21 protein-coding genes and 2 pseudogenes are annotated in these 23,600 nt (G+C 69.1%); 8 read left to right on the forward strand and 15 right to left on the reverse strand.

Annotation, left to right across the window (positions count from 1 at the left end; all coding sequences use genetic code 11):
* Positions 1–9 precede the first annotated feature (9 nt).
* The 7 genes from B7P44_RS23180 to B7P44_RS23210 form a co-directional block, all read right to left on the reverse strand.
* Positions 10–2,274: a xanthine dehydrogenase family protein molybdopterin-binding subunit gene (locus B7P44_RS23180; protein WP_084908320.1), complete on the reverse strand. Its 2,265-nt coding sequence runs from the start codon at positions 2,272–2,274 to the stop codon at positions 10–12.
* The gene (locus B7P44_RS23185; protein WP_084908321.1) at positions 2,271–2,762 is read right to left on the reverse strand and encodes a (2Fe-2S)-binding protein; all 492 of its coding nucleotides are present in this window, start codon (positions 2,760–2,762) and stop codon (positions 2,271–2,273) included. The genes B7P44_RS23180 and B7P44_RS23185 overlap by 4 nt, the downstream gene beginning before the upstream one ends.
* Positions 2,759–4,036: a cytochrome c gene (locus tag B7P44_RS23190; protein WP_084908322.1), complete on the reverse strand. Its 1,278-nt coding sequence runs from the start codon at positions 4,034–4,036 to the stop codon at positions 2,759–2,761. The genes B7P44_RS23185 and B7P44_RS23190 overlap by 4 nt, the downstream gene beginning before the upstream one ends.
* 37 nt (positions 4,037–4,073) lie before the next feature.
* Entirely contained in the window at positions 4,074–5,204 is a 1,131-nt protein-coding gene (locus B7P44_RS23195) for an alkene reductase (RefSeq protein WP_084908323.1), read from the reverse strand.
* A 159-nt stretch (positions 5,205–5,363) separates the two neighbouring features.
* The gene (locus B7P44_RS23200) at positions 5,364–6,584 is read right to left on the reverse strand and encodes an MFS transporter (RefSeq protein ID WP_084908324.1); all 1,221 of its coding nucleotides are present in this window, start codon (positions 6,582–6,584) and stop codon (positions 5,364–5,366) included.
* Between the two features lie 168 nt (positions 6,585–6,752).
* Positions 6,753–7,889 (reverse strand): FAD binding domain-containing protein, encoded by a 1,137-nt coding sequence (locus B7P44_RS23205; protein WP_084908325.1) that lies wholly within the window; start codon positions 7,887–7,889, stop codon positions 6,753–6,755.
* 74 nt (positions 7,890–7,963) lie between these two features.
* On the reverse strand, positions 7,964–8,947 hold the full coding sequence (locus B7P44_RS23210) for an alpha/beta fold hydrolase (RefSeq protein ID WP_084908326.1): 984 nt from the start codon (positions 8,945–8,947) through the stop codon (positions 7,964–7,966).
* A 364-nt stretch (positions 8,948–9,311) separates the two neighbouring features.
* On the opposite strand from B7P44_RS23210, the gene B7P44_RS23215 reads away from it, so the two are divergent.
* Positions 9,312–9,737: a DUF3331 domain-containing protein gene (locus B7P44_RS23215; protein ID WP_084908327.1), complete on the forward strand. Its 426-nt coding sequence runs from the start codon at positions 9,312–9,314 to the stop codon at positions 9,735–9,737.
* A 35-nt stretch (positions 9,738–9,772) separates the two neighbouring features.
* Positions 9,773–10,113 (forward strand): annotated as a pseudogene (locus B7P44_RS23220) (alpha/beta fold hydrolase); the annotation flags it as partial.
* Positions 10,114–10,117: 4 nt separating this feature from the next.
* Here B7P44_RS23220 and B7P44_RS23225 read toward each other — a convergent pair.
* A complete protein-coding gene (locus B7P44_RS23225; RefSeq protein WP_084908328.1) occupies positions 10,118–10,759 on the reverse strand; it encodes an HD domain-containing protein in 642 nt (213 codons plus the stop codon).
* Between the two features lie 320 nt (positions 10,760–11,079).
* On the reverse strand, positions 11,080–11,277 hold the full coding sequence (locus tag B7P44_RS37220) for a hypothetical protein (RefSeq protein WP_162296929.1): 198 nt from the start codon (positions 11,275–11,277) through the stop codon (positions 11,080–11,082).
* Here B7P44_RS37220 and B7P44_RS23230 point away from each other — a divergent pair.
* A complete protein-coding gene (locus B7P44_RS23230; protein ID WP_084909985.1) occupies positions 11,254–13,863 on the forward strand; it encodes an ATP-binding protein in 2,610 nt (869 codons plus the stop codon). The genes B7P44_RS37220 and B7P44_RS23230 overlap by 24 nt on opposite strands.
* Before the next feature lie 12 nt (positions 13,864–13,875).
* Here B7P44_RS23230 and B7P44_RS23235 read toward each other — a convergent pair whose 3' ends face one another.
* The 3 genes from B7P44_RS23235 to B7P44_RS23245 all read right to left on the reverse strand — a co-directional run bounded on the left by B7P44_RS23235 (position 13,876) and on the right by B7P44_RS23245 (position 15,771).
* Positions 13,876–14,784, reverse strand: a complete 909-nt coding sequence (locus tag B7P44_RS23235) for a LysR family transcriptional regulator (RefSeq protein WP_084908329.1) — start codon at positions 14,782–14,784, stop codon at positions 13,876–13,878.
* 101 nt (positions 14,785–14,885) lie between these two features.
* On the reverse strand, positions 14,886–15,101 hold the full coding sequence (locus B7P44_RS23240; protein ID WP_084908330.1) for a hypothetical protein: 216 nt from the start codon (positions 15,099–15,101) through the stop codon (positions 14,886–14,888).
* Positions 15,102–15,303: 202 nt separating this feature from the next.
* The gene (locus B7P44_RS23245; protein ID WP_084908331.1) at positions 15,304–15,771 is read right to left on the reverse strand and encodes a cupin domain-containing protein; all 468 of its coding nucleotides are present in this window, start codon (positions 15,769–15,771) and stop codon (positions 15,304–15,306) included.
* A gap of 271 nt (positions 15,772–16,042) precedes the next feature.
* Between B7P44_RS23245 and B7P44_RS23250 the strand changes: the two genes are divergently transcribed.
* Positions 16,043–16,225 (forward strand): hypothetical protein, encoded by a 183-nt coding sequence (locus B7P44_RS23250; RefSeq protein WP_084908332.1) that lies wholly within the window; start codon positions 16,043–16,045, stop codon positions 16,223–16,225.
* 29 nt (positions 16,226–16,254) lie between these two features.
* Positions 16,255–16,938 (forward strand): hypothetical protein, encoded by a 684-nt coding sequence (locus B7P44_RS23255; protein ID WP_084908333.1) that lies wholly within the window; start codon positions 16,255–16,257, stop codon positions 16,936–16,938.
* A gap of 438 nt (positions 16,939–17,376) precedes the next feature.
* Here the strand turns inward: B7P44_RS23255 and B7P44_RS23260 are convergent.
* Positions 17,377–17,860 (reverse strand): annotated as a pseudogene (locus B7P44_RS23260) (nitrilase-related carbon-nitrogen hydrolase); the annotation flags it as partial.
* Between the two features lie 251 nt (positions 17,861–18,111).
* On the opposite strand from B7P44_RS23260, the gene B7P44_RS23265 reads away from it, so the two are divergent.
* Positions 18,112–19,269, forward strand: a complete 1,158-nt coding sequence (locus B7P44_RS23265) for an iron-containing alcohol dehydrogenase (RefSeq protein ID WP_084908334.1) — start codon at positions 18,112–18,114, stop codon at positions 19,267–19,269.
* 21 nt (positions 19,270–19,290) lie between these two features.
* Here B7P44_RS23265 and B7P44_RS23270 read toward each other — a convergent pair whose 3' ends face one another.
* Together B7P44_RS23270 and B7P44_RS23275 are read right to left on the reverse strand one after the other, a co-directional pair.
* Positions 19,291–19,830 carry a hypothetical protein gene (locus B7P44_RS23270; RefSeq protein WP_084909986.1) on the reverse strand — a complete coding sequence of 180 codons (540 nt, stop codon included), beginning with the start codon at positions 19,828–19,830 and terminating at the stop codon, positions 19,291–19,293.
* A 64-nt stretch (positions 19,831–19,894) separates the two neighbouring features.
* Positions 19,895–20,884, reverse strand: a complete 990-nt coding sequence (locus tag B7P44_RS23275) for a sulfonate ABC transporter substrate-binding protein (RefSeq protein ID WP_084908335.1) — start codon at positions 20,882–20,884, stop codon at positions 19,895–19,897.
* A 278-nt stretch (positions 20,885–21,162) separates the two neighbouring features.
* On the opposite strand from B7P44_RS23275, the gene B7P44_RS23280 reads away from it, so the two are divergent.
* Complete coding sequence (locus B7P44_RS23280; RefSeq protein WP_084909987.1) at positions 21,163–22,797, forward strand: ABC transporter substrate-binding protein; 1,635 nt, start codon at positions 21,163–21,165, stop codon at positions 22,795–22,797.
* A 559-nt stretch (positions 22,798–23,356) separates the two neighbouring features.
* On the forward strand, positions 23,357–23,539 hold the full coding sequence (locus B7P44_RS23285) for a Flp family type IVb pilin (RefSeq protein ID WP_084909988.1): 183 nt from the start codon (positions 23,357–23,359) through the stop codon (positions 23,537–23,539).
* Positions 23,540–23,600 lie beyond the last annotated feature (61 nt).

Raw genomic sequence — 23,600 nt, forward strand, 5'->3', positions numbered from 1 at the left:
TCTCCGCAATCAGGTCTCGATGCGCCGGCGCAGCGCATCGCCGGCCAGCGGCATCTCGCGCACGCGCATGCCGGTCGCATCGAACAGCGCGTTCGCCAGCGCGCCGGCCGTCGGCCCCATCGACGCTTCGGCCGCGCCGAGGAACGGCGTGCCGGGCCGGTCGATCAGGTGCACGTGCACGCCGATCGGCGCGCACGAGAAGCGCAGGATCGGGTAGCTGCTCCAGTCGAAGCTGCGGATCCGTTCGGTGTCGTAGCGCAGCGCCTCGTAGAGCGTCCAGCTCGCGGACTGCACGATGCCGCCCTCGATCTGGTTGCGGATGCCGTCGGGGTTGACGATCTGGCCGGCGTCGACCGCGGCCACCGCGCGCTCGAGCGTCACGTGCCCGGTCTCGGGCACGACCGACACCTCGACTGCGATCGCGACGTAGGCCATCAGGTTCTTGTACTTGCCGAACGCGAAACCGACGCCGCGGTTGCGCGCGCGCGGCGGGCGCGGCCAGCCGAACTGCTGCGCGGCGAGCCGGATCACGTCGCGCGCGCGCGGATCCTCCATGTGACGCAGCCTGAATTCGACCGGATCGATGTCGGCCGCCTGCGCGAGCTCGTCCATCACGCTCTCGATCGCAAGGACGTTCGTATGCGCGCCGAGCGAGCGCATCGCCGACGTCTGTAGCGGCATCGTCGGCGAGAAGTGGTTAACCACATGGAGGTTCGGCAGCGTGTAGAGCGGAATCGCGTTGCGGTCGCCGCCGCCTTCGGGCTGCGGCATCGGCACGGACGGCGCGCTCGCGAACGGTTTCTCGAGCATGCGCGCCGGCACGAGCCGCCCCGCGTTGACGATGCGCTCGTTGTGCGAGCTGCTCCACAATTCGTATTGCCAATCGACGATCCGGCCGAGCGCGTCGAGCGACGCGCGCACGCTCGTCACCATCGCCGGCGTGAAGTGGTCCCACGTGTGCTCCTGCTCGCGCATCCACTGCACGCGGATTGGCCGGTCCGGCAGCGCGACCGCGATCCGCGCGGCGTGCGCGGCGACGTCGTCGGCGCCGTTGTGGCCGTAGCATCCGGAGCCTTCGGCGTGCACGCAGCGCACCTTGTCCTTCGGCATCGACAGCATCTCGGCGAGCGCGTCACGCAGCGGATAGACACCCTGCGAATGGGTCCACACGGTCAGCGTGCCGTGACGGAGCAGCGCGACCGAACACGACGGCCCGATCGAGCCGTGCAGCAGGTAGCGCTTGATGAAATCGGCGCGCACCGTCTTCACCGCGGGCGCGGCCGGCGCGTGCCGGTCCGCGATCGTGATCGACTGCGTCGCGAGCGTCTTCAGGTCGCGATGCACGGTGGCCGGGTCGGGCAGCGGCCGGCCGGGCGTCCAGCGGCATGACGCCGCGAGCGCGCGCTGCGCGACGACCGCCTGCCATTCGCCGCGCGCAACGACGGCCAGCATGCTGCCGTCGCGGACGACGCGCACGACGCCCGGCATCGCGAGGATCGCGCGCTCATCGAACCCGGCGAGCGTCGCGTCGTACACCGGCGGCATCACGACGCGCGCGTGCAGCATCCCGTCCATCCGCAGGTCCTGCACGTAGCTGACGCCGCCCGTGACCTTCGACGGAATGTCGACGCGCGGCAGCGACGCGCCGATCGTGCGGAATGTCTTCGGGTCCTTCAGCGGCGATGTTGGCGTCGCCGGGCGGTGCAGGTCGACGAGGCGCACCGCGTCGCCGTAGGTCAGGGTCCGGCCGTCGGGCGCGCGGATCGTCGCGTCGTTCGCGACGAGCGCGCCGGCCGCGACGCCGAGGTGCTTCGCGGCCGCGTCGACGAGCAGGCCGCGCACCTGCGCGGCGGCGTTCAGCAGCGCGCTGCCGCTGTCGGCGATCGTATGGCTGCCGGCCGTCAGGCCTTCGTCCGGCGACGCGCCGGTGTCCGCGGTCAGGAACGTGATCAGCGACGCGCGCATGTTCAGTTCCTCGGCGGCGATCTGCAGCAGCGCGGTGCGCACGCCGGTGCCGAGCTCGACCTTGCCGGTGAACACGGTCACGTGGCCGTCGGGCGCAATGCGGATCCACGCGTCGAGCATCGGGTTGGTCTTCAGGCTGCCCGCGAGCGCCTGGGTCGCGCTCGACACATGCACGGCCGCGCCTTCATCGGCGATCACCATTTGCGCGAGCGCGTCGGCGCCCGGCACGAGGCTGAACGTGACGAACAGCGCGCCGGCCTGCATGAAGCGCCGGCGGCTTTCGTCGATGTCGTCGTGGTCGGCGCTCATCGGCTGGCCTTTCCTTCGTTGGTCGATGCCGGATCGGGAAGCCCGGCCACCTCGCGAATCGCCGCGAGAATCCGCATGTGCGTGCCGCAACGGCACAGGTTCGGCTCCATGTGATCGCGCAGTTGGCGCTCGGTCGGCTTCGGGTTGCATTCGAGCAAGGCCTGCGCGCGCATGATCATGCCGGCGATGCAATAGCCGCACTGCGCGGCCTGATGCTTGACGAACGCGCGCTGCAGAGGGCCGGGCTGCGCCGCGCTGCCGAGGCTTTCGAGCGTGCGCACCTTCTTGCCGCCGATCGCGCCGACCGGCAGCAGGCACGAGAACACGGGCTTGCCGTCGACGATCACGGTGCATGCGCCGCATTGGCCGAGCCCGCAGCCGAACTTCGCGCCGTGCAGCTGCAGGTCGTCGCGCAGCGCGTAGAGCAGCGGCGTCGACGGATCGAGGTCGAGCGTGTGCGCGACGCCATTCACGTTAAGGGAAATCATCGGGCGCTGTTCTCCTGTCTGAGCTTCGCGGTCATCGTGTCGACGCCGCTCCACGCCGGTTGCGTCGAGTACGCGCCGCGCAGGTAGGCGGCGAGGTCGGCGATCTGCCGGTCGTCGTAGAGGCCGGCAAAGGCGGGCATGTAGTTCGTCTCGTCCACGCCGTGCCAGTCGATGCCGCCGAGCATCATCTGGATCGCGTTGCGCGGCGTCGCCGCGTTGACCGCGGTGCTGGTCGCGAGCGACGGGCGCCCGCCGATCGCCTGCATCGGCGACGCGGGGCCGTGGCATTGCGCGCACGACGCCTGGAACAGCACCGAGCCGCGCTGTTCGGCGGGTGTCTTCGCCGGCGCCGCGACGGGGACCGGGTGCGCGGCGCTGCCTTTCTGCAGCGACAGGACGTACGTGGCGATCGCCTCGACATCCTCGATCGGCACCGTCGCGAGATCGCGCGTGACGGGCAGCATCGGACCCGCCGCGGCGCCATGCTCGGACGCGCGGCCGGTGCGCAGGTAGGTGACGAGCTGCGCCTTGGTCCACGGCTTTACCGCCGCATCGAGCATGTTGAGCGGCGGCGCGTCCCAGCCGTCCACGAGGCCGCCGTCGAATGCCCGGCCGGCCTGTTCGCCGCCGATCGCGTTGAGCGGCGAATGGCACGACGCGCAATGCCCGAGGCCGTCGACCAGCCGCTTGCCGCGGTTCCATTCGGCGCTCTGCGACAGGTCGGCCGGGCGCTCGCCGGCGCGCAGGAACAGCACGTTCCAGAACGCCACCAGTGGACGGAAGTTGAGCGGGAACATCAGCCGGTTGGCGGGCGGGGTCGCGTGCACGGGCTCGCGGCTCATCAGGTACGCGTACGCCGCGTCGATGTCGCGATCCGACATGCGCGTGAAATGGATGTACGGAAACGCCGGGTAGAGCGGATGGCCGTCGCGCGCGATCCCGCGCCGCAGCGCACGCGCGAACGCGTCCCGCGACCACGTGCCGATGCCGGTGTCCGAATCGGGCGTGATGTTGGTCGCGTAGATCGTGCCGAACGGCGTCGCGAGCGGCAGGCCGCCGGCGAACGGCCGTCCGTCCTTCGCGGTGTGGCAGACGACGCAGTCGCCGAGCGCGACGATCCGCGCGCCTTCGCGCTTCAACTGCGGAGCGAACGCGGCCGGCGGCGGGGGCGCGATCGGCGCGATCGCCGGCTCGTACAGGATGCTGCCGGCGATCGCCGCGCCGACGACGAGCGCGACGCCGGCCGCGCCGAGCCATAACCGCTTGCGTTTCATGCTGCCTCCTTGAGCGATCGCGTCCGGGGAGCCATGCTCATGCCGCCGCTCCCGCCGCTCCCGCCGCTCCCGCCGCATCGTGGCGCGCGTAGTCGACATAGCCCGCGTGGTCGCCGCCGTACCAGCCGGCCGAATGCGGCACGGCGAGCGGCGTGCCGGACGCGATGCGTTCGACGAGATCCGGATTGGCGATGTACGCGCGCGCGAACGCGACGAGATCCGCGTCGCCGGCCGCGATCAGCGCGTGCGCGGCGTCGGGCGCGATGCCGCCGTTGACGATCAGCGTGCCGCTGAACGTCGCGCGTGCGTTCGCGACGATGCGCGGCAGATCGGGCTCGCCGCTCCAGCCATTGGTGTCCGCGGCGTGCAGATAGGCGACGCCGGCTTCGTCGAGCAGGCGGCCGACGTATGCGTAGGTTGCGTCGGGATCGGCGTCGCGCACGTTGTTGTAGTGCGCGTACGGCGAGATGCGCACGCCGACGCGGTTCAGCGGCATGACGTCGCCGACTGCATCGACGATTTCCTCGAGAAAGCGCGCGCGGTTCGCGAGCGAGCCGCCGTAACGGTCGTCGCGGCGGTTCAGCGTCGACGACAGGAACTGGTGCGGCAGGTAGCCGTTGGCCGCGTGGATCTCGACGCCGTCGAAGCCGGCCGCCATTGCGTTGGCGGCGCCACGCCGGAATTCGCCGACGGTTTCCGCCACTTCGGCCGTCGTCATCGCGTGCGACGGCGTTGCATGGATCTTCGTGTAGTAGCCGTTGCTCAGCTGGGCCCACACCTGCAGCCGTTCGAGATCGTCGTTCACGCCGGACGGCGACAGCGGCGCCTGGCCGCCCAGCAGCGTCATCGAGCCGACGCGGCCGCCGTGCCAGAGCTGCGCGAAGATGCGGCCGCCGTGCGCATGGACGGCGGCCGTGATCGGCTTCCAGCCGGCGACCTGTTCGTCGGACACGAGGCCGGGCGTGAGTTCGAACGATGCGGAGGCCGGGCTGACGTTGGTGGCCTCGGAGACGATCAGGCCGGCCGATGCGCGCTGCGCATAGTACTGCGCCATCAGTGCGGTCGGCTGGCCGCGCAGCGGCGCGCGCGAGCGCGTCATCGGCCCCATCACGACGCGGTTGGGCAGCGCGAGACCGCGCAGATCGTAGTCGCTGAGCAAGGACGACATGGTGACATTCCTTTTACGAGATGCGATGCAGCACCGCGGCGCCGACCGGTGGGAAGCGGCCGCGGCGAACGAAGCGAAGTCTAGGAGGGCGGGGCGGCACAGTCCTTAAGCGCGAATGAATCAAGCTGAATGCCCGCGGGCCCGATGCCGCACCGGGGTTCAGGTCGACGCGTGCCGTCGCGCGTGCGGCTTCCCGATCGCGAGGTAGTGCGCGAGCGAGACCAGCGGAAACGCGGCGGCGACGGCGGCCACGAGCGGCCAGCCGCCGCGCTCGTACAGCGGGCTCGCGAGCGCCGAGCCGGCTGCGCCGCCGACGAAGATGCTCGTCATGTACAGCGCGTTCAGGCGGTTGCGGCTCGCGGCGTCCAGCGCATAGATCTCGCGCTGGCCGAGCACCATGTTCATCTGCACCGCGAAATCGAGCGCGATGCCGGTGACGACGAGGCCGTACAGGCCCGCGCCGTGGATCAGCGCGACTGCGTACGCGAGCGAACCCGCGACCAGCGCGATCAGCGTCGCGCGCACGGTGTGGCCGGCATCGGCAAGCCGGCCCGCGACCGGCGCGGATGTCGCGCCGATCGCGCCGACCAGCGCGAACAGGCCGATCGCCGACTGCGACAGTCCGTAGTGACGCGTCAGTTCGACGGGCACCGCGGTCCAGAACAGGCTGAACGACGCGAACATCAGCGCCTGGTAGAGCGCGCGATGACGCAGCACCGGCATCGTGCGGACGAGGTGCAGCAGCGAGCCGATCAACTCGAGGTACGTCGCGCGATGGTCGGGCTTGCGCGACGGAATCGTCAGCGCGAGCACGGCCGTGACGAGCGTCATCACCACTGCGGCGGCCGCGAACACGACGCGCCAGCCGAACGCGTCGGCCACCACGCTCGACAGCGGCCGCGCGAGCAGGATGCCGAGCAGCAGCCCGCTCATGATCGTGCCGACCACGCGGCCGCGGGCATGATCCGGTGCGAGATGCGCGGCGAGCGGGATCAGGATCTGCACGGCCACCGAGCTGAAGCCGACCAGCAGCGAGATCGCAAGGAACGCGCCCGGCGTGCGCGTGAGCGCCGCGGCGGCGAGACTCGCGATCGACACGACGGCCGTTGCGATCATCAGCCTGCGGTTCTCGAGCAGGTCGCCGAGCGGCACGATGAAGAACAGGCCGAGCGCATAGCCGATCTGCGTCAACGCGACGATGAGGCTCGCGGTGTCGCCGGACATGTGCAGCCCGGGCGCGATCAGCTCGGTGATCGGTTGTGCGTAGTACAGGTTCGCGACGATCGCGCCGCAGCTGAATGCGAACAGCGCGATGAGCCCGCGCGTGAGCTTCGCGGTATGCGGCCGTGCCGCGAGCGAGGGGGATTCCGTTGACGACATGTTCGACTCCTGAAACGAGGGGGATCTCGAGGCGAGCGCCGGGTCGACCGGAGCGACGCCCTCGAACGCATTGCCGCCAGCTTAGCGAGGGCCCGATTCGGCCGGAATGCGTGCGGCACGCAATCGAGCTTTGCGCACTGTGCAAAGCTCGCGGCATGGACCGCGGAGCTACGCGTGCGCGCTGCCGAGGCCGAAGCCGGCGGCGAGCCGCACGCCTGTGTCGGCAAGCGCGATCGCGGCGGCCCGGCGCGCCGCAGCCCACCCGGCGACGCGTTGCGCGACGTCGCCCGTGCCGGGCGGCAACGCCTGCGCCAGCGCTACCGCATCGGCCGCGGCCTTCGACGTGCCCGACGCCGTATGCGGCCGCAGCGTGCAGGCCGCGTCGCCGGCGAGCACGATGCGGCCGTCGGCGAACGCGGGGCTGAGCAGGTCGGAGATCGCCTGCACGAACGGCGCGCCGGTCGCGGCAACCAGTTGCGACAGGACGGCGGGCAGGCGCTCGTGCGCGAGCCGAGCGAGTTCGCCGGCCGATTCGGCCGACAGCCGGCCCGGCCCGACCGACGCATGGTGCGGCCGGCCGTCGGCATCCGTCAGATACCGCCGCAATCGGTCGTCGTCGGGTTCGTTGCGATACCAGATCCAGTTGAAGCGCCGCGTGCGCGGCGCGCGCGACCCGTCGAGCGCGGGCATCAGGAATGCCATGAACAGTTCGCCGGGCTGGCGATGGAGCGTCAGGTTCTCGACGAGCGCGTCGATCGCCCCCGGGGCGAACGCCGCTTCGTCGACCACGCCGCGCCACGCGATGTAACCGGCGTAGACGGGCGTGCAGTCGGGGAACAGCGCGGTGCGGATGCCGGAGCCGGTGCCTTCGGCGGCGACGAGCAGGTCCACGCGTTCGAGCGTCGAGCCGATCAGCACGTCGACGCCGCCCGCGTCATGGCTCACGCAGGTCACGGGCGAGCCGTAGCGGATCAGCCCGTCCGGCAACATCGCGCAAAGCGAGCGGTACACGACGTCCCATGACGAGAACGGCAGCCACTCGGCCGCGTCGCCGACGACCCGGCCGTCGCGATCGATCCAGCGCCGTCGGCGGGTCGGCACGCCCAGCATCGCGCGCGAGTAATGTCCATGCGGCCCATGCGCTTCGAGGAACGCCATCATCGGACGCAGCACCGCGACACCGCCGCCGTGACCGAGCCGCGCGTGGTCGGCGCGCTCGTAGACGCACACGTCGTGGCCGATGCAGTTCAGCGTGAGGGCGGCCGAGAGCCCGGCAATGGAACCACCGGCGATCGCGATCTTCATGGCGTGACGCAGGGTTGCGTGGGTTGGGTGACGCGTCCGGCATGGCCCGATCGCCATGCCGGACGCGCGATGCGTTACGCGTTCAGGAACGCGAGCAGCTCGGCGTTGATCCGGTCGGCGTTGACGACGCACATCCCGTGCGACCCGCCCGGGATCACCTTGAGCTGCGCCTGCTTCACGAGCTTCGCCGACAGGTGCGCCGAATGGTCGATCGGCACGATCTGGTCGTCGTCGCCGTGCAGGATCAGCGTCGGCACGTCGATCTTCTTCAGGTCCTCGGTGTAGTCGACCTCGGAGAATTCCCGGATGCACAGATACTGGCCGTGAATGCCGCCCATCATGCCCTGGGCCCAGAACGCGTCGATCGTGCCCTGGGACACCTTCGCATTCGGCCGGTTGAAGCCGAAGAACGGCACCGCGAGATCCTTGTAGAACTGCGAACGGTTTTCGGCGACGTTCTTGCGGATGCCGTCGAACACGTCGATCGGCAGGCCGCCCGGATAGGCGGCCGTCTTCGCCATGATCGGCGGCACCGCGCCGATCAGCACCGCCTTCGCGACGCGCTTCGTGCCGTGGCGGCCGATGTAGTGCGCGACTTCGCCGCCGCCCGTCGAATGGCCGACGAGCGTGGCTTCGCGCAGGTCGAGCGCGTCGAGCAGCGCCGCGAGGTCGTCCGCATAGGTGTTCATGTCGTTGCCTTGCGACGGCTGGCCCGAGCGGCCGTGGCCGCGGCGGTCGTGCGCGATCACGCGATAGCCGTGCTGCACCAGGAACAGCATCTGTGCGTCCCACGCGTCGGCGCACAGCGGCCAGCCGTGCGAGAAGACGACCGGGCGGCCCGTGCCCCAGTCCTTGTAGTAAATCTGCGTTCCGTCTTTCGTCGTGATCGCGTTCATGGCATGCGCTCCGTGGTGAGCAGAAGTGGCGGCGGCCTGTTTCGGGGCGCCGGCGGCGGATGCCGCCGTCGGCAGCGCGGCGGCTGCGACGGCGGTCGCGCCGGCGAACAACATATCGCGACGCCGGGTCGACGGAACGGCGTCGGTTTGCGTGGGACGCATTGAGGCTCCTTGAGCGTGCGGCGGAACGCCGCCGCGTGAAACGGATGATGAGGTTTGGCCGGTGCGTGGCAACCTCGCCCGGCAACCGGCGGGCGCGCATCGTCGCGATGTGTTGAGGATTGCGACGGATACGAACGCTGCGGCAGCCTACACCCCGGTCGGCCGGCGCGTACTGAATCGATCTGAATTTTCGTGAACGCGGGGCGGCCGGGCAGCGTGCGCCGGCCTGCGCCAGAACGCTTCAGATCCGCTAAAGGACTATTCAGCGCGTGTCCGCTATCGTCGATCCCTTGTCGGCTCCCACCATGCTTCCGGTCTCCGGACCTTGCGCCGGGCCTTGCGCCATTTCCCAGGACCTGCGGTCATGAACGAATTCAGCCGTTGGGCGCGGATGATCACGCTGCTCGACCCATCCGACGCCGCCGGCCGCGCGATGCCGGCGGCGAGCCACGACGCGAACGGCGCCGGCCGTCGCCACCGCAACGTCGCGCCGGTGCCGTCGAGCGGCAGCGCGCGCCGCCGCACCGCGATCGTCGCGGCCGAGCGGCAGACCGGCTCGTCCGTGCTGCTGTCGTGGAGCGACCCGACGCGGTTCCGCTACGACGAGCAGCGCTGGATCAGCGCGAAATCCCGGATCAGCAGCAGCTGCGCGCTGAGCGGCGCGGCGATCCGGATCGGCGACGCGGTCTACAAGCCGCAGTGGCGCGGTGCGAAGCGGCCGGCGAACGGCGCGGACATGATCCTTGCGACGGAGCTCGACAGTTTCATCGCACGGTTGGCCCATCGCTGACGGCGCAGCCTTCTACCCGCAAGGACCACCACCATGACGTGACGCTGGTCGGCTTCTCGATGGGCTGCGGCGCCGTGGCGCGCTACGTCGCCCGCCACGGCGCGCGGCGCGTCGCGAAGGCGGCGCTGATCGGCACCGTCACGCCGCGGATCGCGCGGCGTTCCTCGAAGGCTTCTGGCCGCTGTTCACCGGCTCGAATCGCACCGGCTCGACGATCGCGCGCGCGGATCTCGACCGGTTCGCGCTGACGGCCGCCGCGACCGCGAGGCGCGTGCCGCACGCGACGCTGCGGGTGTACGAGGGCGCGCCGCATGCGCTGTACCTGACCCATGCCGAACGGCTGGCCGACGACTTGCTCGCATTCGTTCGGACGTAATCCGCTAATCCTTCCAGTTCGACCCGAGCACCCGGCCGCAGAAATTCATGCGGCGGTAGTTCGGGTCGTGACGCTCCAGCACGTCGGCGCCGACGCTGCCGAACGTCGTTGCCGCACGTTGTGCGATGCCCTCGGCGAGCGCTTCGAGGATCAATTCCTTGAAGCAGGCGCCGCGGGGCCATGCGTGCAGCACGGCATCGCGCTCGGCGCGGGTCACTTCGTCGAAGTGCGCGCCGAATAGGTCGGTTTCGACGCCCGCGCCGAGCAGCGCCGTCAGCGGCGCCATGTGCGGATGGATGCCGAACGCGGTATGCAGCGCGATCGCGCGCCAGGCTTCGGCCGTATCGGCCGCCGGCACGCCGTGCCCGGCGAGGAACGCTTGCGCGGCGTTCGCGCTGTCCACCTCGAACCGCTGGCGCGACTCCCGGTAGCGGCGGGTCAGGCCGATGTCGTGAAACAGCGCAGCCACGTACAGCAGGTCGGCGTCGAACGCCAGCGCGCGATGCCGGCCGATGAGCGACGCGAACAGGAAGACCCGCATCGCGTGCCGGTACAGGAGCGCCGGTTCCTGCGCGGTGGCCGCCGCGGCCGCGGCCCGCGCGATCGCGCTGTCGGGAATCGGGATGCCGGCGACGCTCTGGCCCATCGTCGGGGGCCTCATCGTGCGCACGGGGCGGTCGGTGCATCGTTCATCTGGGCGGGCATGGTCCGATGTCGGTGAAGGATTGCCGCCGGCGCGCGATGGCGCGCGCCGGTGCGCCGAAGCTGGCATGCAGTTTGCGCACCGGACCGCCGAAAGTCCTGAGCGGAACCTGAATTGTTATGAAGCGCCATGCGGCGACGGGTTTTCATTCGAATGCCGAATAGCGAATGCCGGGCGCTCGGACAATTCAACCGGATAAAAGCGCGGCCGGCACGAAATACCGAACTCAATGACGAGACGCATGGCCGCCATATGAATATTGTCTAAAAAATTGACCAAGCCCATCGCATGCCGCGGCGCGTCATTTCAAAAAATTCGATCGGTTGATTCTGAATATTTAAAGCTTCGGAAAGCGCAAAGGACGTAGCATGATCATCCTGATCGGCGGCACGTCGGGCCGGCCGCCGTTGACTCATCTCCTGAAAGACCGAATCGCCATGATCCGCATTGGACCACTTCAAGTCTTTCTCGATAAACGTGAAATTCGATCGAACGACCAGCCGGTGCGTATCGGCAGTCGCGCATTCGACATTCTCGAATTGCTGATCCGGGCGAATGGCGCGCTGGTATCGAAAGACGACATCATGCAGCGCGTCTGGCCGCGCACCGTGGTCGAGGAAAACAACCTGCAGGTGCATATCGCCGCGCTGCGCAAGGCGCTCGCCGACGACCGCGACCTGATCTTGACCGTGCCGGGGCGCGGCTATCGGCTCGCGGCCGGCCGCCACGACGACGCGCCCGCCCCGCGGGACGAGCCGCCACCGGCGTTGCGGCTCGCCGCCGCGGCGTCCGCGCTCATCGGCCGCGAGCGGACGATCACCGAAGTGATTCCCGCGCTCGATGCCGCGCGCATCGTGACGCTGGTCGGCGCGGGCGGCATCGGCAAGACCCGCGTCGCGGTCGAGGTGGCGATGCAGGTCGCGGCGCGCTTCGCCGACGGCGTCGCGTTCGTGCCGCTGGCGGCGGTGTCGGACCCGCGCTTCGTGCCCGATGCGGTCGCGGCCGCGCTCGGCATCGCGGAGCCGACCGGTTCGGCCACGCTCGACACCCTCGTCGCGCATCTGGCGGAGCGCCGGATGCTGCTCGTGTTGGACAACTGCGAGCACGTGATCGATGCCGTCGCGCACGTCGCCGGCGCGCTCGCGGACGCGCACCCGGATCTCCGCATCCTCGCGACCAGCCGCGAGGCGCTGCGCATCCGTGGCGAGTGGCTGCGTCCGGTGCCGCCGCTGAACGTGCCCGGCGACGACGACTGCGGCGACGCGATCCTGACGACGAGCGCGGTGCAGCTGTTCGTTGCCCGCGCGCGCGCGGCGGACCAGGGCTTTCCGCTGGATGCGCGCAGCCTGCTGCTGATCGCGGCGATCTGCCGGCGCCTCGACGGCCTGCCGCTTGCGATCGAGCTTGCCGCGGCTCGCGCGGCGCTGCTGGGCGTCGAAGTGCTGGCCACCCATCTCGACGACCATTTCCGGCTGCTGACGGGCGGCTTCCGCACCGCGCTGCCGCGCCACCAGACGCTGCAGGCGATGTACGACTGGAGCTACCGCCTGCTCGGCGAGCCCGAGCGCATGCTGCTGCGCTGGCTCGGCGTGTTCCGCGACAGCTTCTCGCTTGAGGCGGTCGAGGACGTCGTCGAAGGGAGGGGGCTGTCGGGGACGGACATCCTCGATGCGATCGCCGGCCTCGTGTCGAAATCGCTGCTGATCCGCGAGGACGCGCACGGCGCGCCGCGCTACCGGCTGCTTGCGACGACGCGCGCCTACGCGCTGCAGCAGCTCGAAAACAACGGCGAATGCAAGGCGGCGGCGCTCGCGCATGCGCGCTTTTTCCAGAAGCTGTTCACGCAGGCGCCGGCCGGGCGCTTCGACGCGCGGTCGGCCGCCTGGCTCGACGCCGTGCGGCACGAGCTCGGCAACCTGCGCGTCGCGCTCGACTGGGCGTTCTCGCCGGCCGGCGACAAGGCGGTCGGCATCGCGCTCGCGGCGGTGGCGGTGCCGTGCCTGTTCGACCTGTCGCTCGTCGACGAATGCTGCGAGCGCTCGCGCGTCGCGCTCGACGCGACGCGGGACCCGGAGATCGCGCCGGTGTCCGCCGAGCTGCGGATGCCGCTGCTCGCCGCGTTCGCGGCCGCGCTGGCATATACGTCGGGCCCGACGCAGGCGGTGCAGGCGACGTGGTCGGAGCTGCACGCGCTGGCTGTTGCGGCGGGGGACGCCGAATACGAGCTGCGCGCGCTGTGGGGCCGATGGAGCGCGAGCCTGCAGGCCGGCGACGCGCGTGACGCGTTGCGATGGGCGCGCGGCCTGCGTACGCGCGCGCACCTGCTCGACCAGGCGTCGGCGCAGATGCTCGCGTTGCACGCCGAGGCGGCCGCGTTCCACTACGGAGGCGAGCAGGAGGCCGCGCACCGCCGGCTCCAGCAGATGCTGAACGTGTGCGCGTACGGCGAACGGCGCTGGCATGCGGCCGGCCAGCATCCCGAGCACGGCATCGTCGCACTGGCGACGTTCGCCCGCGTGCAATGGGCGCTCGGTGCGCCGGACGAGGCGCTGCGCATCGCGACGCAGGCGTTTGACCTCGCGCGCGCTTACGCGCCCGAAACCGTGATCGGCAACGTGCTGGCCGAGGGGCTGATCCCCATCGCGCTGCTCACAGGCGCATTCGGCGTCGCCGAGCGCGGCATTGCCGCGCTGCGCGCGTGCGCGAGCCGCGCGGGGTTCAGGGTCTGGCTTGCCTGCTGCGATTGCTATGACGAATGCCTGAAGTCGGCGACCGGCGCGGGCGCGTCGTGGGCGCCGCGGTTCCGTGCCGCGCTCGACGCGCTGTCCGACACGGGCTATGGCGCGGTGCGGACGTTCCTGCTTGCGCAGTACGCGCGCTGCCTGGCTGCCGACGGCCGCGCCGGCGAAGCGAAGGCCGCGCTCGAAGCGGCATTGCAGCGCTGCGACGAAACGGGTGAACGCTGGCTCGTCGCGGAACTCGAGCGGCTCGGCGAGACCCTCGCCGGGACCGGGCGGCCGGCGGCCGTGCGCTGCCTGCCGACCTGACGCGCGGTTTCGTCAAAGGCTTGCGGTGAACCGCTCGATCAGGTCCGGGCGGTCGAACTGCTCGATCCACCAGCTGAGCGCGCGGCCGATCTCGTCGTCGCGCCACGCGAGGAAGCACTGCGTGACGTCGCGCATGCCGTTGACCTGGCGGGGGACCAGCCTGCCATCCGCGATCGCGCGCTCGGCGACGCACTCGGGGAGCGCGCCGACGCCGAGGCCCTCGCATTGTGCGGCGACCTTGGCGGCGAGGCTCGACACCGCGAGCACCTGCTGGCCGGGCTCGACGTCGATCGACCACGGCGTCAGCTCGCGCGACGTGTCGCTGATGACGATGCGCCGGTGCCGCGCGACGTCCGCCATCGTCAGCGGTTCCGGCTCGGCCGCGAGCGGATGGTGCGGCGCGATGGCGAACACGTGCCGCATCTCGCCGATCGGACGCGTGATGATGTTCGCGAGCGGCGGCGGCTCGCCCGGCGCACCGACGATCAGATCGGCGCGCCGGGTGATCAACGCATCCCAGGAGCCGCCGAGCACTTCGGTCGACAGGCGCAGGCGCGTGTCCATGCACAGCTTGTCGAACGCGTGCACGTAGGGCCACAGCGCCGCGAACGGCATGATCTCGTCGATGCAGATGCGCAGCTCGGCTTCCCATCCCGACTGGATCCGCCGCGCCTTCATCTCGAGCTGGCCGGCGGCGAACAGCAGCCGCCGGCCTTCGTCGACGACCACCCTGCCGGCTTGCGTGAGCTTCGCGCGGCGGCCGCTGCGATCGAACAGCACGACGCCAAGATCGCTTTCGAGCTTCTGGACGAGATAGGTGAGCGCCGACGGGACGCGGTGCAGCAACTCGGCCGCTTCGGAGAACGTGCCGGTCCGGTCGATTGCATCCAGGGCCTCGAGCGCTTCGAAGGAAAGCTTCATCAGGGGTTTCTCATGGAAAAGATGATGCGCGCCCGGCCGACGGGCGCGTCAGGCGCTCATGCTAGCGTCCGTTGCGGCCTGGTACACGTGATTTGGAAAATTTAAGGCATTGAGACGGCTACCGCCTGACCGGAGACGGTCGAGCGCCATACGATTGCATAGATGCCGTCGGCGACGGGTTGCCACGTGTACGCCGCTTCCGCCGGCGCGGGCACGCGGATGCCTGCGAGGGCATGGGACGTCATGGCCTTGACGCGTGCGCGGCGAACCTTGCGGGCCTCGCGCCGGCACGGCCGATGGTCGATGGGGGCGTTCATGATGACGGTTTCCTGCGAAGACGCTTCGTTGGGCAGGGCCGAACGCGTCAGCGGTGCGTTCGGGGGGGCGCGGCGCGTGGGGCGGGGCCACCGGGGCGAGCGCAATGGAATCCAGTGTGCCCGCTTTGCACGCGAGTGAACACGCCGCCGAAAGCGAAATCGTTTTGACTTGGAATCAAGAATCAGGATTGCCCGACATGCGCTAGCCGCCGGACGCCGTATAAGGCGTGCCGTCCTTGTGCAGGAACCGGCCGTCGCTGCTCGGGCTCATCATGTCGACGTCGGCGCAGGTGGTGACGTCGTCGGGTGAGCGCGACCCGACTTCGAGATAGACGGCCACCTCGCCCGACCTGTTGATCATGTGGTGGCCGTTGCCGGTGTTTTTCGGAAACGCGGCACAGTCGCCGGCGCGCAGCACCGTCTCGCCGCCGTCCTCGATCAGCGTCAGCTCGCCTGCGAGCACGTACACGAATTCGTCTTCGGCGGTATGCCAATGACGCTGGCTCGACCAGTTGCCGGGCGGCAGGCGCATCAGGTTCACGCCGAAGTCGGCGAGCCCGCCGGCATCGCCGAGCCGCTGGCGGATGCGCTCGGCGCAGGAGGCGTCGAACGGCGGCGGATAGCCGGAGCCTTTGCGTTCCGGTACGTTGGCGAGATCGATCTTCGGCATGGGCGGCTCCTCGATGTCACGCAGGCAACGCGCATTGCGTCGATTGTAGGCGCTTTCCGGCCCGCGCCCCCACGCGCCACGACCTTGCGCCCATGACCTCGGGCGTGACTTTCGATCCATAGGCGCGACGGCCGCCGCTCAACACAATGGGACATCGCCGAATCGATCGGCGGACAGGGCCGACGATCGCGTAGGCCAGCCCTGCGATTCTGCTTTCGCACTGCTACGCGAGTTGCATCACCCATCAAGCCTCTTTCAGGAGGGAATCACCATGCCGAACGCAGCCCCGAAGTTGCCGCCCGTCGCGCAAGCGTCGCAACAATTCAGCCTCAACGCGCCGAGGAACACGACGCCTTTGAATTCGCCCTGGCCGAAACCGCAGGGCGTCAAGAGCGCGTGGCCGCTCAAGGTCGCCGAAGGGAAGTTCTCCGCCGACATGTTCAAGACCCAGTAAGCGAACCCTGGCGATATCGAGGAACCGACATGCCACTCACACTGAATCAACTCAACGCGTTGCGCAATGCGTGCGCGAACAATCCCGGCGGCGCCATTGCCAGTTTCGATCTGGCGACGCTGCCCGGCTGGCCCATTCCAGCCAACCAATGCGCTTGCTGGCGTTGGGCGAGCTCCGGTTTCGGGGTGCCGGTCAATGACGATCCGGGGCAGATGTTCACCTCGATCGCGACCGGCGCCGCGCTCAACGCGGGCTCGGCGTGGGCGAACCATGCGCCGGCAGTCGCCTTCGCCGCCGCGCGGCACGCCGAGTATGTTCAATATGATGCGCACGGCTATGCGATCGTTGGCGCGCCACCCTGGGGCAACTGGTTTACCACCGTCGTGGACGTCGTGGCCAGATCCGCCTGCCAGCTCGGCAACATGACTCCCGGCGCAGGTGCGCAAGCCAATGGCGAGCGCTACTACGTCTGCGTGCACTACGACCCCGTGTCCAACGGCGTGAACAATGCGCCCAACTACACGCACTGGTGGCTGGCGATCCACCTGGGCCAGCTCCACGGCCAGGATCAATACTGCTGTATCGAAATGTTCCCCGGCTCGACGCATCTGACCTTCCGCATCAACAACGCCTATGCGTTGAACGACAACGTTCATGTCGAGGTCACCGACCTGTCGGCCAATCATCTGGCGGTGCTCGCCGCGGTCATCTGACAGGGATGGGGGATCGAAGCCATTTCAATACCGGTCCGAGCGGGCCGGTCAATCAGGAGGACAAATCATGTTGCAGCGTTCCATTCCGAAGGGTCTGTGTTTGATGCTGTCGTTGTTCGCGCTGACGGGGTACGCACAAGCCGAAGGGTGCAAATTTTCACCCGGCTACAGGGACGAAGGCGGGCTGAGCGGTTGGCCAGCCAGGTTGCGGAATTCGAGCGACGCAGCATTGCGTGACGCATTCCAAAAAGGGACGTGCATCCTGATCGCGGGCGAGCACGCTGGCGGATTCGTACCCGCAGGTGCGCCCAACAGCAGCCATATCACGGTGACACGAGGAGGGTGGACTTGCCATGTATTCAAGAAGCGCTCCGACCTTCCGCAAGGCGCCCGCAATCCGACGACCTGCTTCTGACGACGCCTGTTCCCGGGAGCGCTTGACGGAATGAGGGTGAAAGTTCGCTTGACCGTGCGATGAACGTTGCCTCGGATAAGGCGCGCGGGGTGAATGCCGCAAGCCTTATCCGGGTGATGGCGCGCCCGCGTTGCCCCCGGCCAGCGCGGCGAGATCGACGACACGTGGACGTTCTCGCCCTGAGCGAGCAGCGCGAAGCGGGCGAGCGAATGGGTGTTCTCGCCGCACACGAGCGCGGCGAGCTTGCCGATGCGGGTATCGACGACGCGCAGGCCGCTGCCGTCGCCGTTCGCCCGGGTCATTTTTTCCCAGTAGGTCGGCACGAGCTTCCGGTGACGGTTCAGCAGCCGGCCGTCGTCGCCGATCAGCAGGTTCGTGCCCCAGATGCAGGCCATGCTGCGCCGCCTCGGCGATCAGCGCGCAGGCCTTGTCGATGGTGCGGGGCGTGTCGAAGTAGCAGGGCGCCGCGCGGCACGCGGCGGCGCGAAAGGTCGGGAAAGTCTTCATGGGGCGCGAGCGGTGATGGGGTGCGCCGATGATGGGAACGTGCACGGGACGCGTCGATGGACAGAGGTCGGGAGATTCGCTGGAACAGCGGGCGGCGCCGCGCGGCCGACGGGCTTGACGCCCACCGGGAAACGCCGCATCTTCGACGGATCGGCTCGAGCAGGATCATTCCGTCGCCCGATCGCCGCGACGCGAGCCGCCACCTGGCGCGACGCCACAGCCGGTGCGACAACCCATCAAGGAGACACCCGATGAACCCATTTCAATTCCGCACCGTGCCGTCGCTGATCGTGGAGTTCGGCGCGGCCCGCCGGATGGGCGCGTTGCTGCGCGAGCGCTTTCCCGCGCTTGTGCGGCTGTGCGTCGTCACCGATGCGTTCCTGCATCGCAGCGGCGTGCTCGCGCCGGCGCTCGAGAGCCTCGCCGCGCACGGCTGGCAGGTGACCGTGATCGACGACGTGGTCGCCGATCCGCCCGAGCACGTGGTGCTGGAGGCGACCGGGCGAGCGGTCGCGGCGGACGCCGAGATCGTGCTGGGCCTCGGCGGCGGCTCGTCGATGGACGTCGCGAAGCTGATCGCGGCGCTCGTGCCCGGGCAGCAGCCGCTCGCGCAGATGTACGGCGTCGACAAGGTCACGAGCGCGCGGCTGCCGCTCGTGCAGATGCCGACGACGGCCGGCACCGGCTCCGAAGTGACGGCGGTGTCGATCGTGACGGTCGGCGAAGCGCGCAAGATGGGCGTCGTGTCGCCGCACCTGCTGGCCGATGTCGCGATCCTCGACGCCGAGCTGACGCTCGGCCTGCCGCGCGCGGCCACCGCGGCGACCGGCATCGACGCGATGGTCCACGCGATCGAGGCCTATACGTCCGCGCGCCTGAAGAATCCGATCTCCGACATGCTGGCGGAAAAGGCGCTGACGCTGCTCTCGCGCAACCTGCTGGCGGCCTGCGACGACGGTCGTGACCGCCACGCGCGCGAAGCGATGCTGGTGGGCGCGATGTTCGCCGGCCAGGCGTTCGCGAACGCGCCTGTGGCGGCTGTGCACGCGCTGGCGTATCCGGTCGGCGGGATCTTCCATGTGCCGCACGGCCTGTCGAACGCGCTCGTGCTGCCGCACGTGCTGCGCTTCAACGCACCGGCCGCCGCGCCGCTGTATGCGGAACTCGCGGCGATCGTCGCGCCGGCCGCTGCCGGCAGCGACGAAGCGAAAACCCGCGCGCTGATCGACGAGATAGACCGGCTGATCGCCGCGACCGGCATCCCGCGCACGCTGCGCGAGGTCGGCGTGACGGAGGGCGACCTGCCGCGGATGGCGGCCGACGCGATGCTGCAGACCCGCCTGCTCGTGAACAATCCGCGCGAGGTGACGGAAGCGGATGCGCTGGCGCTCTACCGGCAGGCGTGGTGACGCGGGCCGGCGCGGGCGGCGCTACTTGCCCGCCGCGCTGCCGTCCTGCAGGTCGCTGTCCTTGCAGGTCGGCTCGAATTCGCCGTCGAAATACTCGTACAGGTGCACCAGCAGCTTGCGGTTGCCGACCTTTCTGCCGAGGTAGTGCGTGCCTTCCATCGACGTGCAGGTCGAAAACACGAGCCGCAGGTTGTCGTCGAGCACCGCTTCCGGATGCGCGCCGTCGCGCACGAAGCGCGCGGGCCCGACGACGCCGAAGCCCGACGTGTCCGCCGGCAGCGAGCGCGGCATCGTCAGCGCGTAGGCGGCGACGGTGCGATCGTGCAGGTTGTCGAGGATCTGCCGCGACGGCTTTTTGGCCGGGCCCGTGACGGTCGCGCAGCAGAGCGCGACGCCCTTGCCGTCGTCGGGCAGGATCTGCAGCGATGTGCCGGCCGCGAGATGCGGGTTCGGCGAGTAGTAGACGCCGTCGGTCACGACGCCGACCTGCTGGGCGTGCGAGACGATGGAGCAGGCGAGCGCCGGCGCGATCAGGAGGGTGCGAAGAGAGAGGATGGGCATGATGGCCGCCATGGTACACGGCGCGGCGATTCACCGACCGTGTCGCCCGTCCGCCGCGCCGCGCTCAGCGCGCGTTCGCGACCGTCACCTTGCCCGGAATCAGCTTCAGCGTGCTGAACGCATCGGCGATGTTCTGCTGGTACGCGAGCGTCGCCTCCGTGATCGGCTGGACGCCGTAGCCGGCGCGCCTGAGCGCGACCTCGAGCGTCGGCGCATCGAGGCCGACGAGCGGCGACAGCTGCGCGGCGACCTCCGGCACGTGGTCGCGCGCCCAGCGATCGACCGCGTCCACTTCGTCGAGCAGCGCGCGCAGCACCTGCGGATGTGCGGCGGCGTACTTGCGCGCGGCGAGATAGTACTGCGTGTTGCGCACGAGCCCTTCGCCGTTCGCGATCGCGCGCGCGTTCAGTTGCCGTTCGGCGGCGGCGAGGTACGGATCCCAGATCACCCACGCATCGACGTTGCGCTGCACGAACGCCGCGCGCGCATCCGCGGGCGTCAGGTAGATCGGCTGGATGTCGGTGTACGCGAGGCCCGCGTGCTCGAGCGCCTTCACGAGCAGGTAGTGGACGTTCGAGCCTTTGTTGAGCGCGACCTTCTTGCCGCGCAATTGCGCGACCGAGCGGAGCGGCGAATCGGGCAGCACGACGATCGCTTCGCCGCGCGGCGCGGGCGGTTCGCTGCCGATGTAGACGAAGTCGACACCCGCGGCCTGCGCGAAGATCGGCGGCGTTTCGCCGACGGTGCCGACGTCGATCGCGCCGGCGTTCAGCCCTTCGAGCAACTGCGGCCCGGCGGGAAACTCGAGCCATTCGACCGCGACGCCCTGGCTCGCGAGCCGCTTTTCCAGCGTGCCGCGCGCCTTCAGCACGACGAAATTGCCGTATTTCTGGAAGCCGATCCGCAGCCGCGCGCCGTTGCCCTGCGCATGGGCGGGCGCGCCGCCGAGCGGCGCGAGGGCGAGCCCGGCCAGCCCGGCGGCGGCGCCGTGCAGCAGCCGGCGGCGGCGCGGATCGGCCGGAGTGGTGTCGATCGGGGTGTGACGTGTGCTCATCGGGCAGCCTCGGGGCAGGGAAGCGGAGACGCGGCGGGGTGACGGCGGGCACTTCGCGGTGCGCGCCGCGCCGGACGGACCCGTGACCTTACGTCGGCACCCGGGCCGCGCCAACCAATCTTTGCGCATATCGAAAGCAGCGAATCGGCGAACGCGCCGACGCGATCCGATGCAATCCAACACGATAAGCAATGGCGAATTAATTGGTAAGCGATCCGCGACGCGCACGCGAAGATGAAGCGCAGTTCATTGCGTTTTCTCTCACCGTGATCGCCATCATGAAGACTCCTTTCGTTCCGTCCGTCGCGCGTCGTCTCCGGATCGGCCTGCTCGCCGGCGCGCTGTTCGCGCTCGCGGCGCCGCACGCGTTCGCCGCACCGGCCGGGAAGACGCTCGTGTACTGCTCCGAAGGCAGCCCGGCCGGTTTCGATCCGGGCCAGCACACGACGAGCACCGACTTCGACGCGAGCACGTTCACGATCTACAACGCGCTCGTGCAATTCAAGCGCGGCACGCTCGATCCCGAGCCGGCGCTCGCGACGAGCTGGGACGTGTCGCCCGACCAGCGCGTGTACACGTTCCACCTGCGGCGCGGCGTGAAATTCCAGACCACCGCGTGGTTCAAGCCGACCCGGCCGTTCCAGGCCGACGACGTGGTGTTCACGTTCCGCCGAATGCTCGACCCGGGCGATCCGTTCCGCAAGGCGTATCCGACGAGTTTCCCGTACTTCAGCGATCTCGGCTTCGACCGCAACATCGAGCGTATCGACAAGGTCGACGACGACACGGTGCGCTTCGTGCTGAAGACGCCCGACGTGATCTTCGTGCGCAATCTCGCGATGGCCTTTGCGTCGATCCTGTCGGCCGAGTATGCATCGCAGCTCGCGGCGCATCATCGCGAGGCGGACATCAACCAGCTGCCGGTCGGCACCGGGCCGTTCCAGTTGCGCGCGTACCAGAAGGACGCGGTGATCCGCTACGACGCGAACCCCGACTACTGGAAACCGGACGACGTGAAGCTCGCGCACCTGGTGTTCGCGATCACGCCCGATCCCGCGACGCGGCTGCGCAAGCTCGCGGGCGGCGAATGCCAGGTGTCGGTGTTTCCGCGGCCCGCGGATCTCGACACGGTGAAGCGCGATCCGAAGCTCACGCTGTTCTCGGGGATGGGCTTCAACGTCGGCTTCGTCGCGTACAACACGCAGCATCCGCCGCTCGACCGCGTCGACGTGCGGCGCGCGCTCGACATGGCGATCGACAAGGCCGCGATCATCAAGACCGTGTTCGGCGGCGACGCGAAGATCGCGACCAACCCGATGCCGCCCGCGCAATGGTCGTACAACCCGCGGCTGAAGGATGCGCCGCGCGACCTCGCGGCGGCCAAGGCACTGCTGGCGCACGCGGGCTTTCCGAACGGGTTCGAGCTGACGCTGTGGGCGATGCCGGTGCAGCGCCCGTACAACCCGAACGCGCAGTTGATGGCGCAACTGATCCAGCAGGACTGGGCGAAGCTCGGCGTGCGCGCGAAGATCGTCAGCTACGAATGGGGCGAGTACAACCGGCGCTCGAAGCTCGAAGGGCAGCACGACGCGATCCTGTACGGCTGGTCGGGCGACAACGGCGACCCGGACAACTGGCTGGGCGCGCTGCTCGGCTGCGACGCCGTGCACGGCAGCAACCTGTCGAAGTGGTGCAACGCGGGGTTCGACCGGCTGGTCGAGCAGGCGCGCACGCACGCCGACGTCGCGCGGCGCACGGCGCTGTACGAGCAGGCGCAGGTCGTGTTCAAGGACCAGGTGCCGTTCACGCCGATCGCCCATTCGATCGTGTCGCTGCCGGTGTCGACGCGCGTGCACGGCCTCACGTTCTCCCCGCTGGGCGGACACCGGTTCGACGGCGTGTGGCTCGATTGACGCGGATGGGCGATCGCCGCCGAAAAAATCCCGTTCTTGCCGCAATGCGAACTCGCATGCCGGGTGAATGGAGCATGCGCCGAACAATGACATGGAACTCGCAAAAAATTGATCAGGATTTGTCGTTTTTACTGGCTTGCGCGGGCGTATCGGTAATAAACGGACTGCGATGCGCGAGCCGCAAAATGACACGCCAATTCATGCGTGAATGAGGGAGAACGGGCTCGATAAATGATCAGGAAGCCAATCGATCCGCGACAAATAATTGAAGCAGAAGAACAACCGGTTTAATTGTTGCGGGGTGCTATCCATAAATACACTCCGACGCCAAATAATTTGAATTCGTCCGGAAAATTGTCTATACCCTAGACGAATCAAGGTCGCCGGCAAGGTGCCTGCCGGCGGCGCAGCGATCGAGTCGACTCCGGGGATGTGCGCGGCCTGACGTGAAGGCCGCCGCATGCGTCGCGAATGGGCGAATGCCATGCGCAGCCACCGGAGCGGCGCAACGCCATGACGTTCAACGGTCGATCACCGACCCCCTTACATGGAGGTTGTCATGCTGCAATACGTCAAGTCCCTGGTGCGCGACGAACGCGGTGTCAGCTCGATGGAATATGCGGTGCTGGCCGGCATCGTCGTGGTCGCGCTCGCGGCGGTCGGCGCGATCCTCAGCAGCACGTCCGGCGGCCTGCCGAGCATCTTCTCGGCGCTGATCTCGAAGGTGACAGGCCTGATCTGATCCCTTGATCCCGCGCCGCCGACGCACATACGGATCCGCAGCGGTCGAACGTATCCCGCCC

Source organism: Burkholderia ubonensis subsp. mesacidophila (assembly GCF_002097715.1).
Taxonomy (GTDB): domain Bacteria; phylum Pseudomonadota; class Gammaproteobacteria; order Burkholderiales; family Burkholderiaceae; genus Burkholderia; species Burkholderia mesacidophila.

Excerpts from the sequence above, each read along its gene's own strand:
- B7P44_RS23180 (WP_084908320.1), bottom strand. The coding sequence starts at position 2,274 with ATGAGCGCCGACCACGACGACATCGACGAAAGCCGCCGGCGCTTCATG.
- B7P44_RS23245 (WP_084908331.1), bottom strand. The coding sequence starts at position 15,771 with ATGCCGAAGATCGATCTCGCCAACGTACCGGAACGCAAAGGCTCCGGC.
- B7P44_RS23215 (WP_084908327.1), top strand. The coding sequence starts at position 9,312 with ATGAACGAATTCAGCCGTTGGGCGCGGATGATCACGCTGCTCGACCCA.
- B7P44_RS23195 (WP_084908323.1), bottom strand. The coding sequence starts at position 5,204 with ATGTCGTCCTTGCTCAGCGACTACGATCTGCGCGGTCTCGCGCTGCCC.
- B7P44_RS23275 (WP_084908335.1), bottom strand. The coding sequence starts at position 20,884 with ATGAGCACACGTCACACCCCGATCGACACCACTCCGGCCGATCCGCGC.
- B7P44_RS23250 (WP_084908332.1), top strand. The coding sequence starts at position 16,043 with ATGCCGAACGCAGCCCCGAAGTTGCCGCCCGTCGCGCAAGCGTCGCAA.
- B7P44_RS23210 (WP_084908326.1), bottom strand. The coding sequence starts at position 8,947 with ATGCGTCCCACGCAAACCGACGCCGTTCCGTCGACCCGGCGTCGCGAT.
- B7P44_RS23185 (WP_084908321.1), bottom strand. The coding sequence starts at position 2,762 with ATGATTTCCCTTAACGTGAATGGCGTCGCGCACACGCTCGACCTCGAT.
- B7P44_RS23265 (WP_084908334.1), top strand. The coding sequence starts at position 18,112 with ATGAACCCATTTCAATTCCGCACCGTGCCGTCGCTGATCGTGGAGTTC.
- B7P44_RS23240 (WP_084908330.1), bottom strand. The coding sequence starts at position 15,101 with ATGAACGCCCCCATCGACCATCGGCCGTGCCGGCGCGAGGCCCGCAAG.
- B7P44_RS23230 (WP_084909985.1), top strand. The coding sequence starts at position 11,254 with ATGATCCGCATTGGACCACTTCAAGTCTTTCTCGATAAACGTGAAATT.
- B7P44_RS23205 (WP_084908325.1), bottom strand. The coding sequence starts at position 7,889 with ATGAAGATCGCGATCGCCGGTGGTTCCATTGCCGGGCTCTCGGCCGCC.
- B7P44_RS23190 (WP_084908322.1), bottom strand. The coding sequence starts at position 4,036 with ATGAAACGCAAGCGGTTATGGCTCGGCGCGGCCGGCGTCGCGCTCGTC.
- B7P44_RS23270 (WP_084909986.1), bottom strand. The coding sequence starts at position 19,830 with ATGCCCATCCTCTCTCTTCGCACCCTCCTGATCGCGCCGGCGCTCGCC.
- B7P44_RS23285 (WP_084909988.1), top strand. The coding sequence starts at position 23,357 with ATGCTGCAATACGTCAAGTCCCTGGTGCGCGACGAACGCGGTGTCAGC.
- B7P44_RS23280 (WP_084909987.1), top strand. The coding sequence starts at position 21,163 with ATGAAGACTCCTTTCGTTCCGTCCGTCGCGCGTCGTCTCCGGATCGGC.
- B7P44_RS23255 (WP_084908333.1), top strand. The coding sequence starts at position 16,255 with ATGCCACTCACACTGAATCAACTCAACGCGTTGCGCAATGCGTGCGCG.
- B7P44_RS23235 (WP_084908329.1), bottom strand. The coding sequence starts at position 14,784 with ATGAAGCTTTCCTTCGAAGCGCTCGAGGCCCTGGATGCAATCGACCGG.
- B7P44_RS23225 (WP_084908328.1), bottom strand. The coding sequence starts at position 10,759 with ATGGGCCAGAGCGTCGCCGGCATCCCGATTCCCGACAGCGCGATCGCG.
- B7P44_RS23200 (WP_084908324.1), bottom strand. The coding sequence starts at position 6,584 with ATGTCGTCAACGGAATCCCCCTCGCTCGCGGCACGGCCGCATACCGCG.